This window comes from uncultured Agrobacterium sp. (assembly GCF_913777885.1).
Taxonomy (GTDB): domain Bacteria; phylum Pseudomonadota; class Alphaproteobacteria; order Rhizobiales; family Rhizobiaceae; genus Agrobacterium.
Window position 1 is genome coordinate 259,619 of the sequence record NZ_CAJYTV010000003.1, and the last position, 14,599, is coordinate 274,217.

Here is a 14,599-nt window from a genome sequence, read left to right on the forward strand (position 1 = left end):
CGGCGAAGCTCAAATTGATTTCGATCAAACTTTGACAAAAATCATGATGGGGCCGTCTTAATCAGTACGTCGCGGTGGTCCCCAGCGTTGCAGATAGAAAATCATGTCGCGCAGAACGCCTTATTTTGCGCGACATGATCGAAGTCTGGAAAACGTCACTCCGCCGCGAGAGGCGGAAGTCGAAGCACATTGTCGGATTTGCCAGTGCGGGCATCCTTTGGTGTGTTTTTCTCCACTGCTGAAATCCGCTCGTCCATGGCAGCGATTGCCTGGCTGTTTTCTCGCGCGACGTTCGACAGTTCTTCCGATGACAGGATCGGATGCTCTTCCTCTTTCTTGCCGACGAAGCGGCCAAACAGGTGGGCGAGCAGACCAGAGAGATCGTCCATGATCAGGAAGAAAGCCGGGACGACGATGAGCGACAGAACCGTCGAGACGATGATGCCGCCGATCACGGCGATTGCCATCGGGGCGCGGAAGGAGCCGCCTTCGCCGACGCCGAGAGCGGATGGCAGCATGCCAGCCGACATGGCGATCGAGGTCATGATGATCGGGCGGGCACGCTTGCGGCCCGCCTCCACCATGGCGTGAACGCGCTCCATGCCGTGACGGCGCATCTCGATGGCGAAATCGACGAGGAGGATGGCGTTCTTGGTGACGATGCCCATCAGCATCAGAATGCCGATGAGAACGGGCATGGAGAGCGCATTCTGCGTGACGATCAGCGCCACAGCCACGCCGCCGATCGCAAGCGGCAGCGAGAAGAGAATGGTGAAGGGCTGGATCACGTCCTTGAAGAGCAGGATGAGAACCACGAGCACCAGAAGCAGGCCAAGCAGCATGGCGTTGACGAAGCCCTGCTGCATTTCGCCCTGCACCTTGGCATCACCGCTTTCCGCCAGACGGACGGTGGGCGGAAGCTGCGTTTCTTCGACGATCCGCTTGAACTCAGCCGTCGACGTATCGAGGGCTGTGCCGAAAGGCACGTCGGAGCCGATGGCGACGACGCGGCTTCGGTCATTGCGCTTGATCGAGCTTGGGCCTTCCGCGTAGTCGATATCGGCAACGCTATAGAGGGGAACCGTGGCCCCGGACGCAGTCTTGATCTTCAGTGCGCGGATGGCAGCCAGATCGCGCCTGACATCAAGCGATGTCTGGACACGGATCGGGATTTGCCGGTCATCGAGTGAGATCTTCGTCAACTGCGCATCGATATCGCCGATAGTGGCAACGCGTACGGTCTGCGAGATCTGCTGCGGCGTAATGCCGAGGCGGGCGATCTGGTCCTTGCGAGGGCGTATCTGCAATTCGGGGCGCGGCAGTGCGCCCTCGGAGCTGACATTGGCAAGGATCGGCGAAGCGCGCAGGCGCGTTTCCAGGATGCCGACTGCCTTGTTCAAATCCTCCTCGCTGGAGGAGAGGAAGTTGAAGGTCAGTTCGCGCTCGCCACGGTCGTTGAGCTTTATGATGCGCACGTCCGGAATGCCGTGGATGCTGGCAAAAATATCGCGTTCCACATCCCATTGCGGTCGGGTTCTGCCATTATCTTCGACCTTTGGCAGATAAGACCCAATGAGCGGGAGAGAGCCGAGGCCATCATTGACGACGGTTTTCAGCAGAGAGTGGTCGATCTTCTTCAGGATGACGCGCACCGTTGCGCGGCGCAGTTCCAGATCGCCTTTTGGCGAAGCGCCGCCGAGGATGAAGACGCTTTCGACGCCATCGATGCCCTTGATCGCGTTGTTGATCTTGGCGGTCGTGGCGTCCGTCTCATCCAGCGTTGCATTCGGCGGAAGCTCGATGGACAGAACGACGCGTGAGGAGTCGTCCGGCGGCAGGAAGCTGCCGGGAACTTGGGCAAGAAGCATCAGCGATGCAACAAGGAAGCCGATCGCACCTAGCAGCGTCAGATAACGCGCCCACCATTTGCGCGTCGTTCCCGTTACCATGCGCGTATAGGCCTTCATCAGGCGACCGTCATTGTCGTGATGATCGTCGACGGCATCGTCGGCGCGCATGAGGTACGCAGCCATCAGCGGCGTGATCAGGCGCGCGACCATCAGCGAGAAGAAGACGGAGAAGGCGACGGTGAGGCCGAACTGAATGAAGTACTGACCGGGAATGCCCGGCATGAACGAGACCGGCACGAAGACGGCGATGATGGTGAAACTGGTGGCGATCACCGCAAGGCCGATTTCATCTGCAGCTTCGAGCGCTGCGCGATAGGGCGTCTTGCCCATCTTGATGTGTCGCGAGATGTTTTCCACCTCCACGATCGCATCGTCGACGAGAATACCGGTGGCGAGCGTCAGCGCCAGGAAGCTGACGAGGTTCAGCGAGAAGCCGAGCAGATCCATCACCCAGAAGGTGGGTATGGCCGACAGCGGCAGGGCCACGGCGGCAATGAGGGTGGCGCGCCAGTTGCGCAGGAAGAGCAAAACCACGATGACGGCGAGGATCGAGCCTTCCATCAGCGTATGGAGAGCGGCTTCGTAATTGCCGTAGGTGAAGTAAACGGAATCATCCACCATCTGGATGGCGACATCCGGATGGTCGGTGCGAACCTTGTCGAGGTTCTGCGCTACGGTCTCGGCCACCGTCACTTCGCTGGCGCCCTTGGCGCGGAAGACGGCGAAGGTGACGGCCGGGTTGCCGTTGAAGCGCGAGAAGGATTTTGGCTCTTCGTACGTATCGGTTACCCGTCCGAGTTCCGATAGTTTGACGAAGTTTCCGTTGGGCAGAGCGATCGTGGTGCTGGAAAGCTCCGCCACGTTGCGCGCGTCGCCCAGTGTGCGGATCGTCTGTTCGTTGCCGCCCACTTGTCCTCGACCGGAGCCGAGATCGATATTGGTGCCGCGCAGCTGGTTGTTCACCTCGGCTGCGGTAATGCCATAGGCATCGAGTTTCGACGGGTTGAGCGACACACGCACTTCGCGATCGGCGCCGCCGTAGCGGTCGATCTTGCCGACGCCTGGCTGCCCCTGGAGTGCGCGCTTGATCGTGTCATCGACGAACCAGGAGAGTTCCTCCAGCGTCATGTTCGGCGAGGAGACCGCAAAGGTCTGAATCGCCTGGCCTTCGACGTCGATCTTGCTGACGACGGGTTCTTCGATGCCGGCGGGCAGATTGGAGCGAATCTTGTCGATCGCGTCCTTGGTATCCTGCACGGCCTCCTCTGTCGGCTTTTCGATACGGAAGAGAACAGTCGTCAGCGACTGGCCGTCGGTGACGGTGGATTGGATTTCATCGATGCCGCTGATCGAGGCGACGGCATCTTCCACTTCCTTCGTCACCTGCGCCTCTAGCTCGGAGGGCGAGGCGCCGCTCTGCGTCACCGTGATGGCAACGACAGGAACGTCGATATTGGGGAAGCGTGTAATCGGCAGGTCGTAGAATGCCTTGATGCCGAGGAAAATCAGCAGCGCGAATGCAAGCAGCGGCGCAATCGGATTGCGGATGGACCATGCAGAGAAGTTCATGGTTTTGCCTTCGCTTTAGTTCGAGGCCGCGGCAGCAGCCGGGACCGGGTTGATCTTGTCACCGTCGCGGACGAACGCGCCTGCCTTCTCCACGACCTTATCGCCGAGCGACAGGCCCTGCTTGATTTCCACGAAGCCTGAATCCTGAATGCCGGTCTCGATCTTCACCTGCTTGACGACGCCATTTTCCACCCTGCGCGTGGTGGAGCCTTCGCGACCGGAGATGACCGCCGACAAGGGGAGGGCAAGCGCATTGGCAGAGGCAACGATGATATCGGCGTTCGCATACATGCCCGCTCGCGCAGGGCTATTGGCCGGCAGTACGATGTGAACCGAGCCAAGGCGCGTCGTTGGATCGACGGTCGGTGAGACGATGCGTACTGTGCCCTCGATCTTGCGATTGCCACCGGCGACCGTCAGGCTTGCCTTCTGGCCGACTTCGATCTTCTGAATGTCGGTTTCCGACAGTTCGGCGACGAGTTCGATCGCGCCATCCTTGATGACCGTGAAAAGCGGATTGCCCGACCCGGTGGCGATGGCGCCGATGCGGGCATTCTTGGCGGAGATGATGCCTGCAACGGGCGTCTTCACGCCGGTGCGCGCAAGCTTCAGATCAATATCCTCGATCTGCGCATCCACCACCTTGATATCGGCCTCGCCGACCGTCACGGTCTGCCTGGCGGCTTCCAGCCGGGCTTTGGCCACATCTGCAGCCGCTGCGGTCTGCTCGACTTGAGACACGGAGCCCGAGCCGGATTGACCGAGGCGGGCGGCGCGGTCCTTCTGGCGGACGGCGTCATCCAGATTGGCCTGGGCTTCGATGACCTGCGCCTTGCTCTGCGCTACAGCCGCTTGCGCCTTTGCCTTGTTGGCTTCCAGCTGGCTCTTCTGCAAAACCAGGCTGTCGCGGGAAAGCTCGGCCAGAACCGCACCCGCTTCCACCTTGTCACCAACATCGACATTGAGCCTATCGACGGCAAGGCCTTCGACCTGTGGCTGCACGTAAATTTCGTCCACCGGGCGAATGGTGCCGGTGGCAATCACGCGGTCCACAAGATCGCGCTTCGCGACTTCCGTTACCACGATGGAGGGCAGGTTATTGCGGCTTGCCTGCACGGGCTCGCCCTCTGCCCATGCCACCGTCTGGAGAGCCGAGCCGAGAAGAAGAAGGGCAGTAAAACCTGCAATCGGTGCGATGCGCATAATGTGTCCGTCCAAAGTGGGTCGCGTGATGCTCGTGCGCCATCATCGGCGCCGTTTATCCCAAGCGAGAAGTGCATGCGATATTCGTTAGACCGTTATACGATATCGGCGTCCATCCGGTTTTCCGAACCTTGATTTCGACGATACTGCACCAGCGTGTCCCATCCCCCTGGCGCAAGCTTGGTAAGAGCTCTTGTACAGGGAATTTAAATGCGCAATCGCTACTTTTCAATCCGTGTAGCCAGAGGTTCGGCTATACATTTATGAATAATGGCTCGCGATCGGGATCGACAGTTACGGGCTGAGATCGCTGGTCGTTACGTGTTTTTCCCAAGGCGGACCATCTTGACGAGAAAACATGACGATTATCATCAACTTTATTCTTTACTCCAAAACTCATCTTTAATATCGTGGCGGCAAGAACCGGCGGAGGGTCGGGTTTCAACAGCAAGGTGAGGCATGGCGCGGAAAGAGAAAAAGAAGGCAGTGCGGGGCAAGCAGGATGATCGCTCTCAATCGCCAGAGACATCCTTGCAGCAGCAGGCATCGTCCGGTCCGAAAAGCTTTCTCTATGTCGGCGGGCGCGATTGCCAGGTGGCGCATCTGCGTCAGATCGCCAGCAATTTCGATGCCGAACTGATCCATCATGACGGGGGGTTGCGCGAAGCGGTGTCCCGCATTGACACGCTGTTGCCTTCGGTCGACTGCGTCTTCTGCCCCATCGACTGTATCAGCCACGACGCGTGTCTGCGCGTCAAATCCGGCTGCAAGAAGTTCGGCAAGACGTTTATCCCGCTGCGCAACGGTAGCAAGTCGAGCCTTGAGCGGGCGCTGCAGACGATGAATGAGCGCGGTGCGAATTAAGGGATGATGCGGCCCCGGATGAGGTCTGCAGGTACCCCTACTATCGAGTCGTAAAAATAGTGGATCCTCGCCTCAAGGGCGAGGATGACGGAGGAGAGGTCTGAGGCTGATCGCGCCCACCTCTACGTGGCGAAACATGGTTTCTACAAAGCGTTCCTGCGGATGACTTCGCTCAACCAGTGATACGACGCTTTCGGAATGCGCTGCAGTGTCGGGTAATCGACATAGACCAGACCGAAGCGCTTGGAGTAGCCGCGGCCCCATTCGAAATTGTCCATCAGCGACCAGGCGAAATAGCCCCGGATATCGTGGCCTTCTTCCAGCGCGTCGAGCAGGACGTTCAGATATCCTTCGAAATAGGCGATGCGATCCTTGTCGATGACCTTGCGGTCAGGGCCGAGAGCGTCCGGATATGACGCGCCATTTTCCGTGATGTAGATCGTCGGCTTGTTATAGCGCTCGCTGGTGTCGCGGATCTGTTCAAGGAATGCCTGCGGATCGACGACCCAGTTGACGTCTGTCAGCGGCCCCATGCAGGTAGGCGGCGCGGTTTCTGCGACGCCGAAGGTCGTGTTCTTGTTGGGGCCGACGAAGACAGGATTATAGTGGTTGAGCCCGAAGAAATCCATTGTCTGGCTGATGTCGGCCATGTCGTCGCCGATGATCAGCGGCTCCATTTCCCTAGCGATCGGCTCTGGGTAGGTGCCGAGCCACAGCGGATCGACGGTAACGCGGCGCCACAGGCAGTCGCCCAGAATGCGGGCTTCCTCGTGAGCAGCGTCGTCATAATGCGGGCGAACGGGACCAAGCGAGACGATGTTGCCGACCTCTGCCTTTGGTGCTTCCGCGCGCACGGCCTTGACCGAGTAACCATGGGCGAGGTTCAGCGTGTGGATGGCTTTCAGGCTGTCCTCATAGGACTGCTTGCCCGGCGCGTGACGGCCGACATTATAGGCGACCCAGGGAATGACATTCGGTTCGTTGATCGGGGCAAAGCGTTTGACGCGATCACCGAAGTGGCGAGCAATCGTCGCGGCATAATCGGCAAAGATCTTGGGCGTCTCGCGTGAGCGCCAGCCGCCCTTTTCTTCCACCGCCACCGGCATGTCCCAATGATGAAGGCAGATCCACGGCTCGATGCCTTCATACAGGAGAAGGTCGATAACGCGGTCGTAAAAATCAAGCCCGCGCTGGTTCACCTGACCCGACCCCTCCGGGAAAATGCGCGGCCATGCGGTCGACAGTCTATAGGCACCGACGCCGAGACCGCTCATCAGGCCAATATCTTCCGGATAGCGGTGGTAATGGTCGCAGGCGATGTCGGCGGTTTCGCCATTGGTGGTGCGGCCCGGCGTGTGGGCATAGACATCCCATACGCTCTGGCCGCGGCCATCCTTGTTGACGGCGCCTTCGGTCTGGAAGGCGGAGGCGGCGACGCCCCAGAGAAAGTCCTTGGGAAAAGAACGCGTCATGACAGATGCTCATTATCGATGAAGGAGGCTTGCGGCGTGTCCCGCATGGGCTGCGGGACACGTGTGTTCTTGGGAGGAGAGTTGCACTCAGTTGCCGGTGCTGACATTCCAGAAATAGGGCCAGGGCGATGGCGTGAAGTCCTTGAGCGTCTTCTTCTTCGAACTCAGCGCATTGAAATCACCGACCTTGTAAACCGGGGCTTCCTCATAGAAGACCTTCTGAATTTCGGCGAAGAGGGCCTTGCGCTTTTCCGGGTCGGACTCCGCAATGAAGGGCTCGACTGCGGCGGCCTTGGCAGGCGTCGACCACCAGCCGGGATAGCTGTCGGACATCCAGCCATTAAGAATCGGCTCTGGCGGGAACGGGCCGTGGGTGATGAAGATATCCCACAGTTTCGGGTCGGCGCGGCGGGTTGTGAGCGTTGCCCAGTCGAACACGCCAAGCTCGACCTTGAAGCCGGCGGCCTTCAGATATTCGGCTGCGACCTGCGCCATCTTGTAATGGAATTCATACTGGCGGCTGGTCAGGATGCGGATTGGCTTTTCGCCGTCATAGCCGGCTTTTTTGGCCATGGCTGCCGCAGCTTCGGGGTCGCCCGCGCCATAGCGCTCGATGCCTTCTTCCGTGTGCCATGTGTAGCCTTGTGGATAGAGCGCGCCATCGACGGCGAAGAATTCCGGATTGCCGAAGGCGGCCAGCAGCATGTCTTCCGGGTTCAGCGCGGCCTGGATGGCGTGACGCATCTCCTTATTGGCAAGCACGCCTTCCTTGGTGTTCATCACCATAACCGGCGCACCATAGGGCTTCAGCACCACAGGCTCGGAAGCCTGCGACGCCTTCAGACGGTCGAAGGTTTCAGGCGGTAGAGAATCGGCATAGTCGAACTGCCCGGAGACGGCACCTTCGAGGCGGGTGTTGGCATCTGGAACCGGCACGAAGCGGACTTCATCGAGGATCGCCTTGCGCGCACCACCAAAACCGTTGGCCGCTTCGGACCGCGACTGGTAGCCATCGAAGCGGACCAACTGGATATATTGGTCTGCCTTGCGTTCTTTCAGCATGTAAGGGCCGGTGCCGATGATTTTCGTCAATGGGTCTTCGGCAAGATTTGCCTTCGGCATGATGACGGCGGCGGAGTTGTTGAAGGCCAGAAGCGACAGCAGGGGTGCATAGGGCTTGTTCAGCACGATCTGGATGGCGTCATCGCCCTTGGCGGTAACCGAAGTCAGATAGGGTGCGACCTGCTTGCCGCGCGATGCGATCTTTGCCCAACGCTCGATCGAGGCGACGACATCGGCCGACGTCATGGTGGCGCCGTCATGGAACTTGATGCCCTTGCGCAGGACGATGTCATAGGTCTTGCCGTCGGCGGAGACCGTCGGCATGCCCTCGGCCAGCAGCGGAACGACATTCCATTCGGCATCGAATGTGAAGAGCGTCTCGAAGATATGCTGCGTGATCATGCCCACCAGATCTGCCGTCGACGCCATTGGGTCGAGTGTGGGCGGTTCGCCGATGGTGGCGACATTGACGACGCCGCTGGCGAGGGTGGGTGTGGAAATGGCCGGCAAGAACAGCAAGGAGGCTGCGAGCAGAGTGCGTTTAAGCATGACGTTCCCTCTATTAAATCCATAATAATGGAATATGCATTCTTATTGCGTCATACTGTAGCGGGATGATTTGCGTTGTCAAATGCGTTTGCGCAGCAAAGCTGCGTGCAAGAAACATTGGTAGGGCTCGACGAAAATCGATGTGATGCGGCATGCGTCTCGTGGCGGAAACGCGCCAAACCGTCGCCGTCAACCGCGAGTCGTGCCTCGAGCGAAGTTACCGGCGGTGAGGGTAGGAGATGTGCCGTTGCCTGGCTGCGTCGCTCGGGCTTAAGCTGCTTCCAGAAGGCCTGCTATATGCCGGAGCTTATCCAGATCTTCTTCGATCATCGATGTTGCCTCAGCGCGCTTTATTGCGCTTCTCGAATGGTGAAGGGCAATGCGTCTGAATTCGGGGTGGCGAAATCCGGAAAGCGTGATGAACGCTTTCTGCAATCGAATGCCCACTTCAAGGATCGCGGCGCCATCCCGGGCAAGCGGAATGAAGAGATCATCAAAGACATCTTCGAGCCTGATGGGCGCGACATGCAGACGTGGATATTGCACATCGATATCGTCAGCGTGTTCATCCCAGACGGCCAGCACGCGCATGTATCTCGAAATCAGATCGATCGCAGTTCCGGAATCGTTGATCGCTTGCGACAATGACCGGGACGCAATTTCAGCCAGAACCGCAGCACCGAAACGGGGATCCTGGTCAAAGGACCGCACGTCGCCGATCGTGAACGCGGAGGCTATGCGCTTTTGGACCTCTTCATCAACATCGCCGACGATCCATGCCAGGGGAATATTCGGCGCAACAAGCTTACCCGCGATGGCCACCACTGCAATGTCGACGTCGAATTCTTCCGAGATTTGCCCCAGCACGCCACCATCCACATGCTGGACGTAGCCGACCTTTGGCTGGTGGACGGGCGTGTTTGGCGCGCCGAGCCTCGGATCATTCTCCTCCAGTTCTTTCCCGCCAAGGCAGGGACTTTTTATCCAGGCCCGAAGGGCTTCTATGGTCGCTTTTTCGACGCGCTCGGTCGTTTCAGTAACGCGGCCGAGGCGTGAGAGATGATCGATCCACCGGAGCAAGGTGACGATGATGAGAATGATGACGCCGATCGTCACGACGAAAAGAATGACGCGCCCCTGGTCGCCATATACACCGGTCGCCAGCGCGATGATGCCGACGAGACTGAAGAGGAACGAGCCGACGAAGGTGGCCAGCACGTTTTGTGTCGTGCTGTCTTCCATCACGAGCTTGGTGGCCCGCGGCGTGACATTGTTGGTTGCTGCCGAATAGGCGGCGACCATCGTGCTCAAGGAGAAGGTAGTGACCGTCAGCATGCTCGACGCGATGATGCCGAGGATCTTGTCGACAGCGTCAGCGCCGATCTTCGCCGGAAGATCTGCAGGAATGTAAGAGGAAAAGGCAACGGCGAGAAGCGCGGATGCGACGCCTCCGAGTGAAAACAGAGTGGCCCTGAACCATATCCGCCGGACAATCTGGTTGATCCACCACTGCCATTTCGATGTCATTTAGCCCCCGCTCCATTGCAGCCCGATCGTCCGTCGCCGCCGGCTTGAATACTCTGTTGGAGCGATAACGAGGTTACGCAAACGGCGTTCCGTCTCTAGCGCAGCCGGCGCTGATGGCCTGCCGCGGCGGCTCTCGTCGTCAGGTCAGTCGCGCGCGGTCTTGAAGAAGGCCGAAAGTGAAAGCACCAGCCAGCCGAAAATCATGCCAAGCCCGCCAGCAGGTGCTGCCATGGGAAAAAGGCTTGCGCCGGTGAAATGCTTCGACACCAGATCACCGGCGAAAAGTGCGGTGCCCAGACCCAGAAGAATGGCAGAGGGCAGGGCGGTTTTAATACGGTCCCAGCCGAGATGGAGGCCAAGCAGCACCGGCGCATGGGCTAGACACATGGCAGACGCGTTGCCAAGCATATAGGTGGCGCCGGTGTGGGTGGCGGCCGCAGCAAGTGCAACGCCGGATGCGCCGAGCAGGCCGCCCAGAAACAGCGTCGCGGCTCTCAAAATACCATCTTTCATTGCTCGCCTTCCTCCCGGTTCTGCATGTGGAAGGCCAGTTTCTCGACCGGTCCCCAGATGATTTCGCGCAACTTCGGGTTCTCGATTGTTTCATCCATCGCGCGTCGGAAGCACAGCAGCCACTCGTCGCGCTCCGTTGCGCCAATGGGTGCAACGAAATGGCGGCGGCGCAGCATTGGGTGGCCGTGTTTTTCCACATAAACGGGCGGTCCACCGAGATAGCCGGTGAGGTAATCGTAGAACTTGCTTTCGCTGCCGGTCAAATCCGGCGGGTGGATAGCGCGGCAATGCGCAGCTTCCGGAAGGGTATCCATCAGCTCATAGAAGCGCCTCGTCAGGGCGCGAACCGTCGCGTCGCCACCAATGGCTTCGTAGAGAGTGATCGTTTCGTCTGCCAAGCCGTGCCGCCTCCGTCTGATCCGCTTTCTGGCGCGTAACCACGCAAAGTGCAATCGTAAAGGCGGTGGATGCGGCAATTTGCGTCGCCGCATCCGGGTGATGGGTTGAACGGATCAGCCGAAATTGCGGATGAGATCCAGTCCTTGATTGAGCAACGCATTGGCCTCGTCTTCATTGGCCGCTTCCACATAGCAGCGCATTTCCGGCGCATTGCCGGACGGGCGGAAGTGGATGGTGTTGCCATTAGTCAATGTGACCCGCAACCCGTCGATATCGCTCGTGGACTGGACTTGGCCGACCGGGCGCAGGAACTGCTCGAGATTGCTGCGCGAGGCACGCAGATGCTCCATCAGCGCCGAGCTTTTCTCCTGAGCGAAATTCTGCAGGCGGTCGGCTGCGGCGACAGGCAGACTATAGGCTGCGGCAATCTGCGAGAGTTTTTTCTTCTCCAAAGCTTTCAATTGCAGCGTTGCGAGGATCGGCAGGAAGCAGTCTCGGGTTGGCAACGGCGCGATGATCTTGCCATGCAGGGTAAAGGGGGTTCCGGTCAGGAAACCGCCATTGGCTTCGAAGCCGACGATGCGATCGCTTCCCTCGCCGAGCGCGTCCGCCATACCGGCAATGACGAAGGGCGAACCCACCTTGGTGCGGACAACCTTGAACTCGCCTGCAGCTTCGATACCGGAATTGGAGGTAACCGGTGTAACGACGACCTGTGCCTTCAGGAAGTTGGCAGTGATAAGCCCGATCAGATCGCCACGCAACGGTGTGCCGGTTTCATCCGCCAGAAGGGGTCGATCACCATCGCCATCGGCAGATACGATCGCGTCCAACCCATGCTCGGGCGCCCAGGCTTTCAACTTCTCCAGCGTTTCAGGAGAAACGGCTTCGGTGTCCACCGGAATGAAACTTTCGGAACGACCGAGCGCAATGACCTCTGCGCCATAATGCGCCAGTACATCGACAAATAGATCCCGCGCCACCGTGCTGTGCTGATAAACGCCAATCTTCAAGCCTTGCAGCGCATTTCCCGGCAGGAGGCCGATGTTGCGCTCGAGAAAGAGCCGGGTCGCTTCGGTGGCTCGGGTTTGGGCAGCGCCTTTTTCTTCCGTCAGTTCGTCCTGCTTCAGGTTTGCAGCCAGATCGGCAATTGCTGTTTCATCCTGCTTGTCGATTTCGCCATCGGGACGGTAGAATTTGATGCCGTTCCGGTCTGCCGGGATATGCGAGCCGGTGATCATCAGCGCAGCCGCCTTGAGAGACACGCCATAAAGCGCAAGGGCAGGTGTGGGCAGCGCGCCACAATCGATCGGCTTCAAACCAGCACCCTCTAGCGCTGCGATACAGCTTGACGCGATGGCGGGGCTGGAGTCGCGAAAATCCTGGCCGATCAGGATCGGATCGCCAGGTTGCGCCAACCCAGCGTTCAGCAGGTGCCGGGCAAAGGCCGTGGCGTAGAGGGAAGAGGCCTTACCCTTCAAATCTTCCGAAAGACCGCGCAAACCGCTCGTTCCAAACTTCAGACTCATCTGACAAAGCTCCTTATGCTGTAACTGTCGGCGGGCTGTTTATGAGAGGCCCTCGCCATCCCTAACGCCAAACGTCCGGCATTGATCCCGCTCCATCGCCTAAAGGGTGGTATTCTATTGCCGCTGACGTTGGAAGGGTCTGTTTTCTTGTCGCCATAGCAGTCATGCGCCAAGCTTGGTGTCGTTCGATCCATGTTCTATACCGGCGAGTGACGTTCACGGGATAGGATAAAATGGACACTGTATCGATCGACAATCGTGGCGATTTCGGCCTCTGGGCTATTGAGCGCGCCAAGGCGATTATCGCGGTGGAGGCTTCCGAGCTTGCCATTGCATCGCGCGATGGCAAGGAGGAGGACATTCGCGAGGCGGCAAATGCGCTGGGTGCGGCAATCTCCGCAGCCCTGCTTGAAGTTTATGACGGGTTGGTGCCCGAGGAGTGATCGGCGCCTCGAATGCCTGAATAGCGCAGCGCGATAAAAGCGGTGAGACAGGCGACGGCGAAAGCATTGAGGTTGAAGAGTTTGCCCAGATCCTGCGCGCTCCAGAGGTGAAGCGCATCGCCGATCAGATACCGGGTGGCCAGGAAGCCGGCAAAGACGAAGCCCGTCAGGCCGATCTGCCAGAGTTTTTCGCTCGCCCTGAAGGACAGTGCTACCAGCATGATGCAGGCGGCGAAGAATAGCTCGGTCCCCGATCCGGTGCCGAAAAGTTTCGTTTCGAACACGGTATCGATCGTCCCGATGACCGGCAGTGCGATCCTTGCTGCGAGTGCCGAACGCTTGGCGATAAATGGGATGGCGAGGAAGAAGGGCATGGAGAGGACGCTGATCCACGCCGACTCGACGCCGTTGCCCACCACCCACCAGATCGTTGGCGGGTAGAATGGCTTGTTGGCGACGATAACCCAGGCAACCGTTACCGTGGCCGCCGTGAGGGCGTCTTGTCTGCCATTTCGACCGGACGGCATCATTTGCCGACCGGTTTCAGCAAGTAGTGTCCGACGCCCCAAACCTGACCCTGGTCGTGGCCGAAGAGCCCGGCGGTCGCGAGGAAAAACAATCTCCAGCGCCGATGCCAGAGCGCGGCGTCCTTTCCATAGACCCGTTGAAGGATCGGCCTGATACGCTCAGATTCGCGGTCGAAATTGGCAAGCCAGTCCATGGCCGTGCGGCGATAATGGGTGCCGGACCAACGCCACTCCGCCTCCACCGCGTACACATCGCCAAACCGATGCGGCAGGTCGTGCGCCGGCATGATACCGCCGGTGAAGAAGTGATGCGCGATCCAGTCGGCTGGATCGTCCGGATTGAAACGGTAGGAGCGGTTCTTGTGGGTGAAGACATGGATGAACAAACGGCCATCCGTCTTCAGCCAGCTGTTGGTGCGTTCAAACAGCGCCCGCCAGTTGGACATGTGTTCGAACATTTCCACCGAAACGATACGGTCGTAGATGCCCGATGGCGCGAAATCATTCATGTCGGCAGTGATGATGGTCAGGTTGGTCAGACCCTGCCGCTCGGCCTCTCCAACGATATAGGCACGCTGGGAGGAGGAATTTGAAACGGAGGTGATGCGGGAATTGGGAAATTGCCGCGCCAGATAGAGTGAAAGCGAACCCCATCCGCAGCCAAGTTCGAGGATATCCATTCCGTCGTAGATATCGGCGTGCTTGACGGTTTCTGCCAGGGCGGCGGTTTCGGCATCTGCCAGCGTCGTGGTGTCGCTCGGATAGTAGCAGCAGGAATATTTGCGCTGCGGACCAAGGACCAGCGAGAAGAATTCGGCCGGAACCTCGTAATGCTGTCGATTGGCCTCATCCGTATGGGTTGCGACCGGGAAGTCCGCCATGTCTCGGGCAAAGGCCAGTTCGTCGCCGTCCGGTACCTTTTCAAGTCGGCGCTTGGTGCGGTTGCAGAGGAAGTCGATGCCGGTCAGTGTCAGACTATCGGAAAGAGGTGCCTTTTCCGCAGCGTTGATGGCGAATGCCAACATATTCATG

The 14,599-nt window shown here is 59.1% G+C and carries 12 protein-coding genes; 2 read left to right on the forward strand and 10 right to left on the reverse strand.

Annotation, left to right across the window (positions count from 1 at the left end):
* Positions 1 to 155 precede the first annotated feature (155 nt).
* Both QZ869_RS02250 and QZ869_RS02255 read right to left on the reverse strand, forming a co-directional pair.
* On the reverse strand, positions 156 to 3,479 hold the full coding sequence (locus tag QZ869_RS02250; RefSeq protein ID WP_296102258.1) for an efflux RND transporter permease subunit: 3,324 nt from the start codon (positions 3,477 to 3,479) through the stop codon (positions 156 to 158).
* A gap of 15 nt (positions 3,480 to 3,494) precedes the next feature.
* Positions 3,495 to 4,682: an efflux RND transporter periplasmic adaptor subunit gene (locus QZ869_RS02255; RefSeq protein ID WP_296020071.1), complete on the reverse strand. Its 1,188-nt coding sequence runs from the start codon at positions 4,680 to 4,682 to the stop codon at positions 3,495 to 3,497.
* Between the two features lie 459 nt (positions 4,683 to 5,141).
* Between QZ869_RS02255 and QZ869_RS02260 the strand changes: the two genes are divergently transcribed.
* A complete protein-coding gene (locus QZ869_RS02260; protein WP_296020068.1) occupies positions 5,142 to 5,546 on the forward strand; it encodes a DUF2325 domain-containing protein in 405 nt (134 codons plus the stop codon).
* 143 nt (positions 5,547 to 5,689) lie between these two features.
* On the opposite strand, the gene QZ869_RS02265 is transcribed toward QZ869_RS02260, so the two are convergent.
* The 6 genes from QZ869_RS02265 to QZ869_RS02290 all read right to left on the reverse strand — a co-directional run bounded on the left by QZ869_RS02265 (position 5,690) and on the right by QZ869_RS02290 (position 12,597).
* Positions 5,690 to 7,018, reverse strand: coding sequence for a GH1 family beta-glucosidase (locus QZ869_RS02265; RefSeq protein WP_296102260.1), 1,329 nt, complete (start codon positions 7,016 to 7,018; stop codon positions 5,690 to 5,692).
* Between the two features lie 87 nt (positions 7,019 to 7,105).
* Positions 7,106 to 8,629, reverse strand: coding sequence for an ABC transporter substrate-binding protein (locus QZ869_RS02270; protein ID WP_296102262.1), 1,524 nt, complete (start codon positions 8,627 to 8,629; stop codon positions 7,106 to 7,108).
* Positions 8,630 to 8,899: 270 nt separating this feature from the next.
* A complete protein-coding gene (locus QZ869_RS02275; RefSeq protein ID WP_296102264.1) occupies positions 8,900 to 10,156 on the reverse strand; it encodes a DUF2254 domain-containing protein in 1,257 nt (418 codons plus the stop codon).
* A 144-nt stretch (positions 10,157 to 10,300) separates the two neighbouring features.
* Positions 10,301 to 10,669, reverse strand: coding sequence for a DUF423 domain-containing protein (locus QZ869_RS02280; RefSeq protein WP_296102265.1), 369 nt, complete (start codon positions 10,667 to 10,669; stop codon positions 10,301 to 10,303).
* Positions 10,666 to 11,067, reverse strand: a complete 402-nt coding sequence (locus QZ869_RS02285) for a group II truncated hemoglobin (protein ID WP_296102266.1) — start codon at positions 11,065 to 11,067, stop codon at positions 10,666 to 10,668. The genes QZ869_RS02280 and QZ869_RS02285 overlap by 4 nt, the downstream gene beginning before the upstream one ends.
* Positions 11,068 to 11,181: 114 nt before the next feature.
* Positions 11,182 to 12,597 carry a phosphomannomutase gene (locus QZ869_RS02290; RefSeq protein ID WP_296102267.1) on the reverse strand — a complete coding sequence of 472 codons (1,416 nt, stop codon included), beginning with the start codon at positions 12,595 to 12,597 and terminating at the stop codon, positions 11,182 to 11,184.
* A 233-nt stretch (positions 12,598 to 12,830) separates the two neighbouring features.
* Here QZ869_RS02290 and QZ869_RS02295 point away from each other — a divergent pair, with 233 nt between their 5' ends.
* Complete coding sequence (locus tag QZ869_RS02295) at positions 12,831 to 13,040, forward strand: hypothetical protein (protein ID WP_296020052.1); 210 nt, start codon at positions 12,831 to 12,833, stop codon at positions 13,038 to 13,040.
* Here the strand turns inward: QZ869_RS02295 and QZ869_RS02300 are convergent.
* Together QZ869_RS02300 and QZ869_RS02305 are read right to left on the reverse strand one after the other, a co-directional pair.
* Positions 13,013 to 13,570 (reverse strand): hypothetical protein, encoded by a 558-nt coding sequence (locus tag QZ869_RS02300; protein ID WP_367115305.1) that lies wholly within the window; start codon positions 13,568 to 13,570, stop codon positions 13,013 to 13,015. The two genes, QZ869_RS02295 and QZ869_RS02300, sit on opposite strands and share 28 nt — an antisense overlap.
* Entirely contained in the window at positions 13,567 to 14,598 is a 1,032-nt protein-coding gene (locus QZ869_RS02305; RefSeq protein ID WP_296102269.1) for a cyclopropane-fatty-acyl-phospholipid synthase family protein, read from the reverse strand. The genes QZ869_RS02300 and QZ869_RS02305 overlap by 4 nt, the downstream gene beginning before the upstream one ends.
* Position 14,599 lies beyond the last annotated feature (1 nt).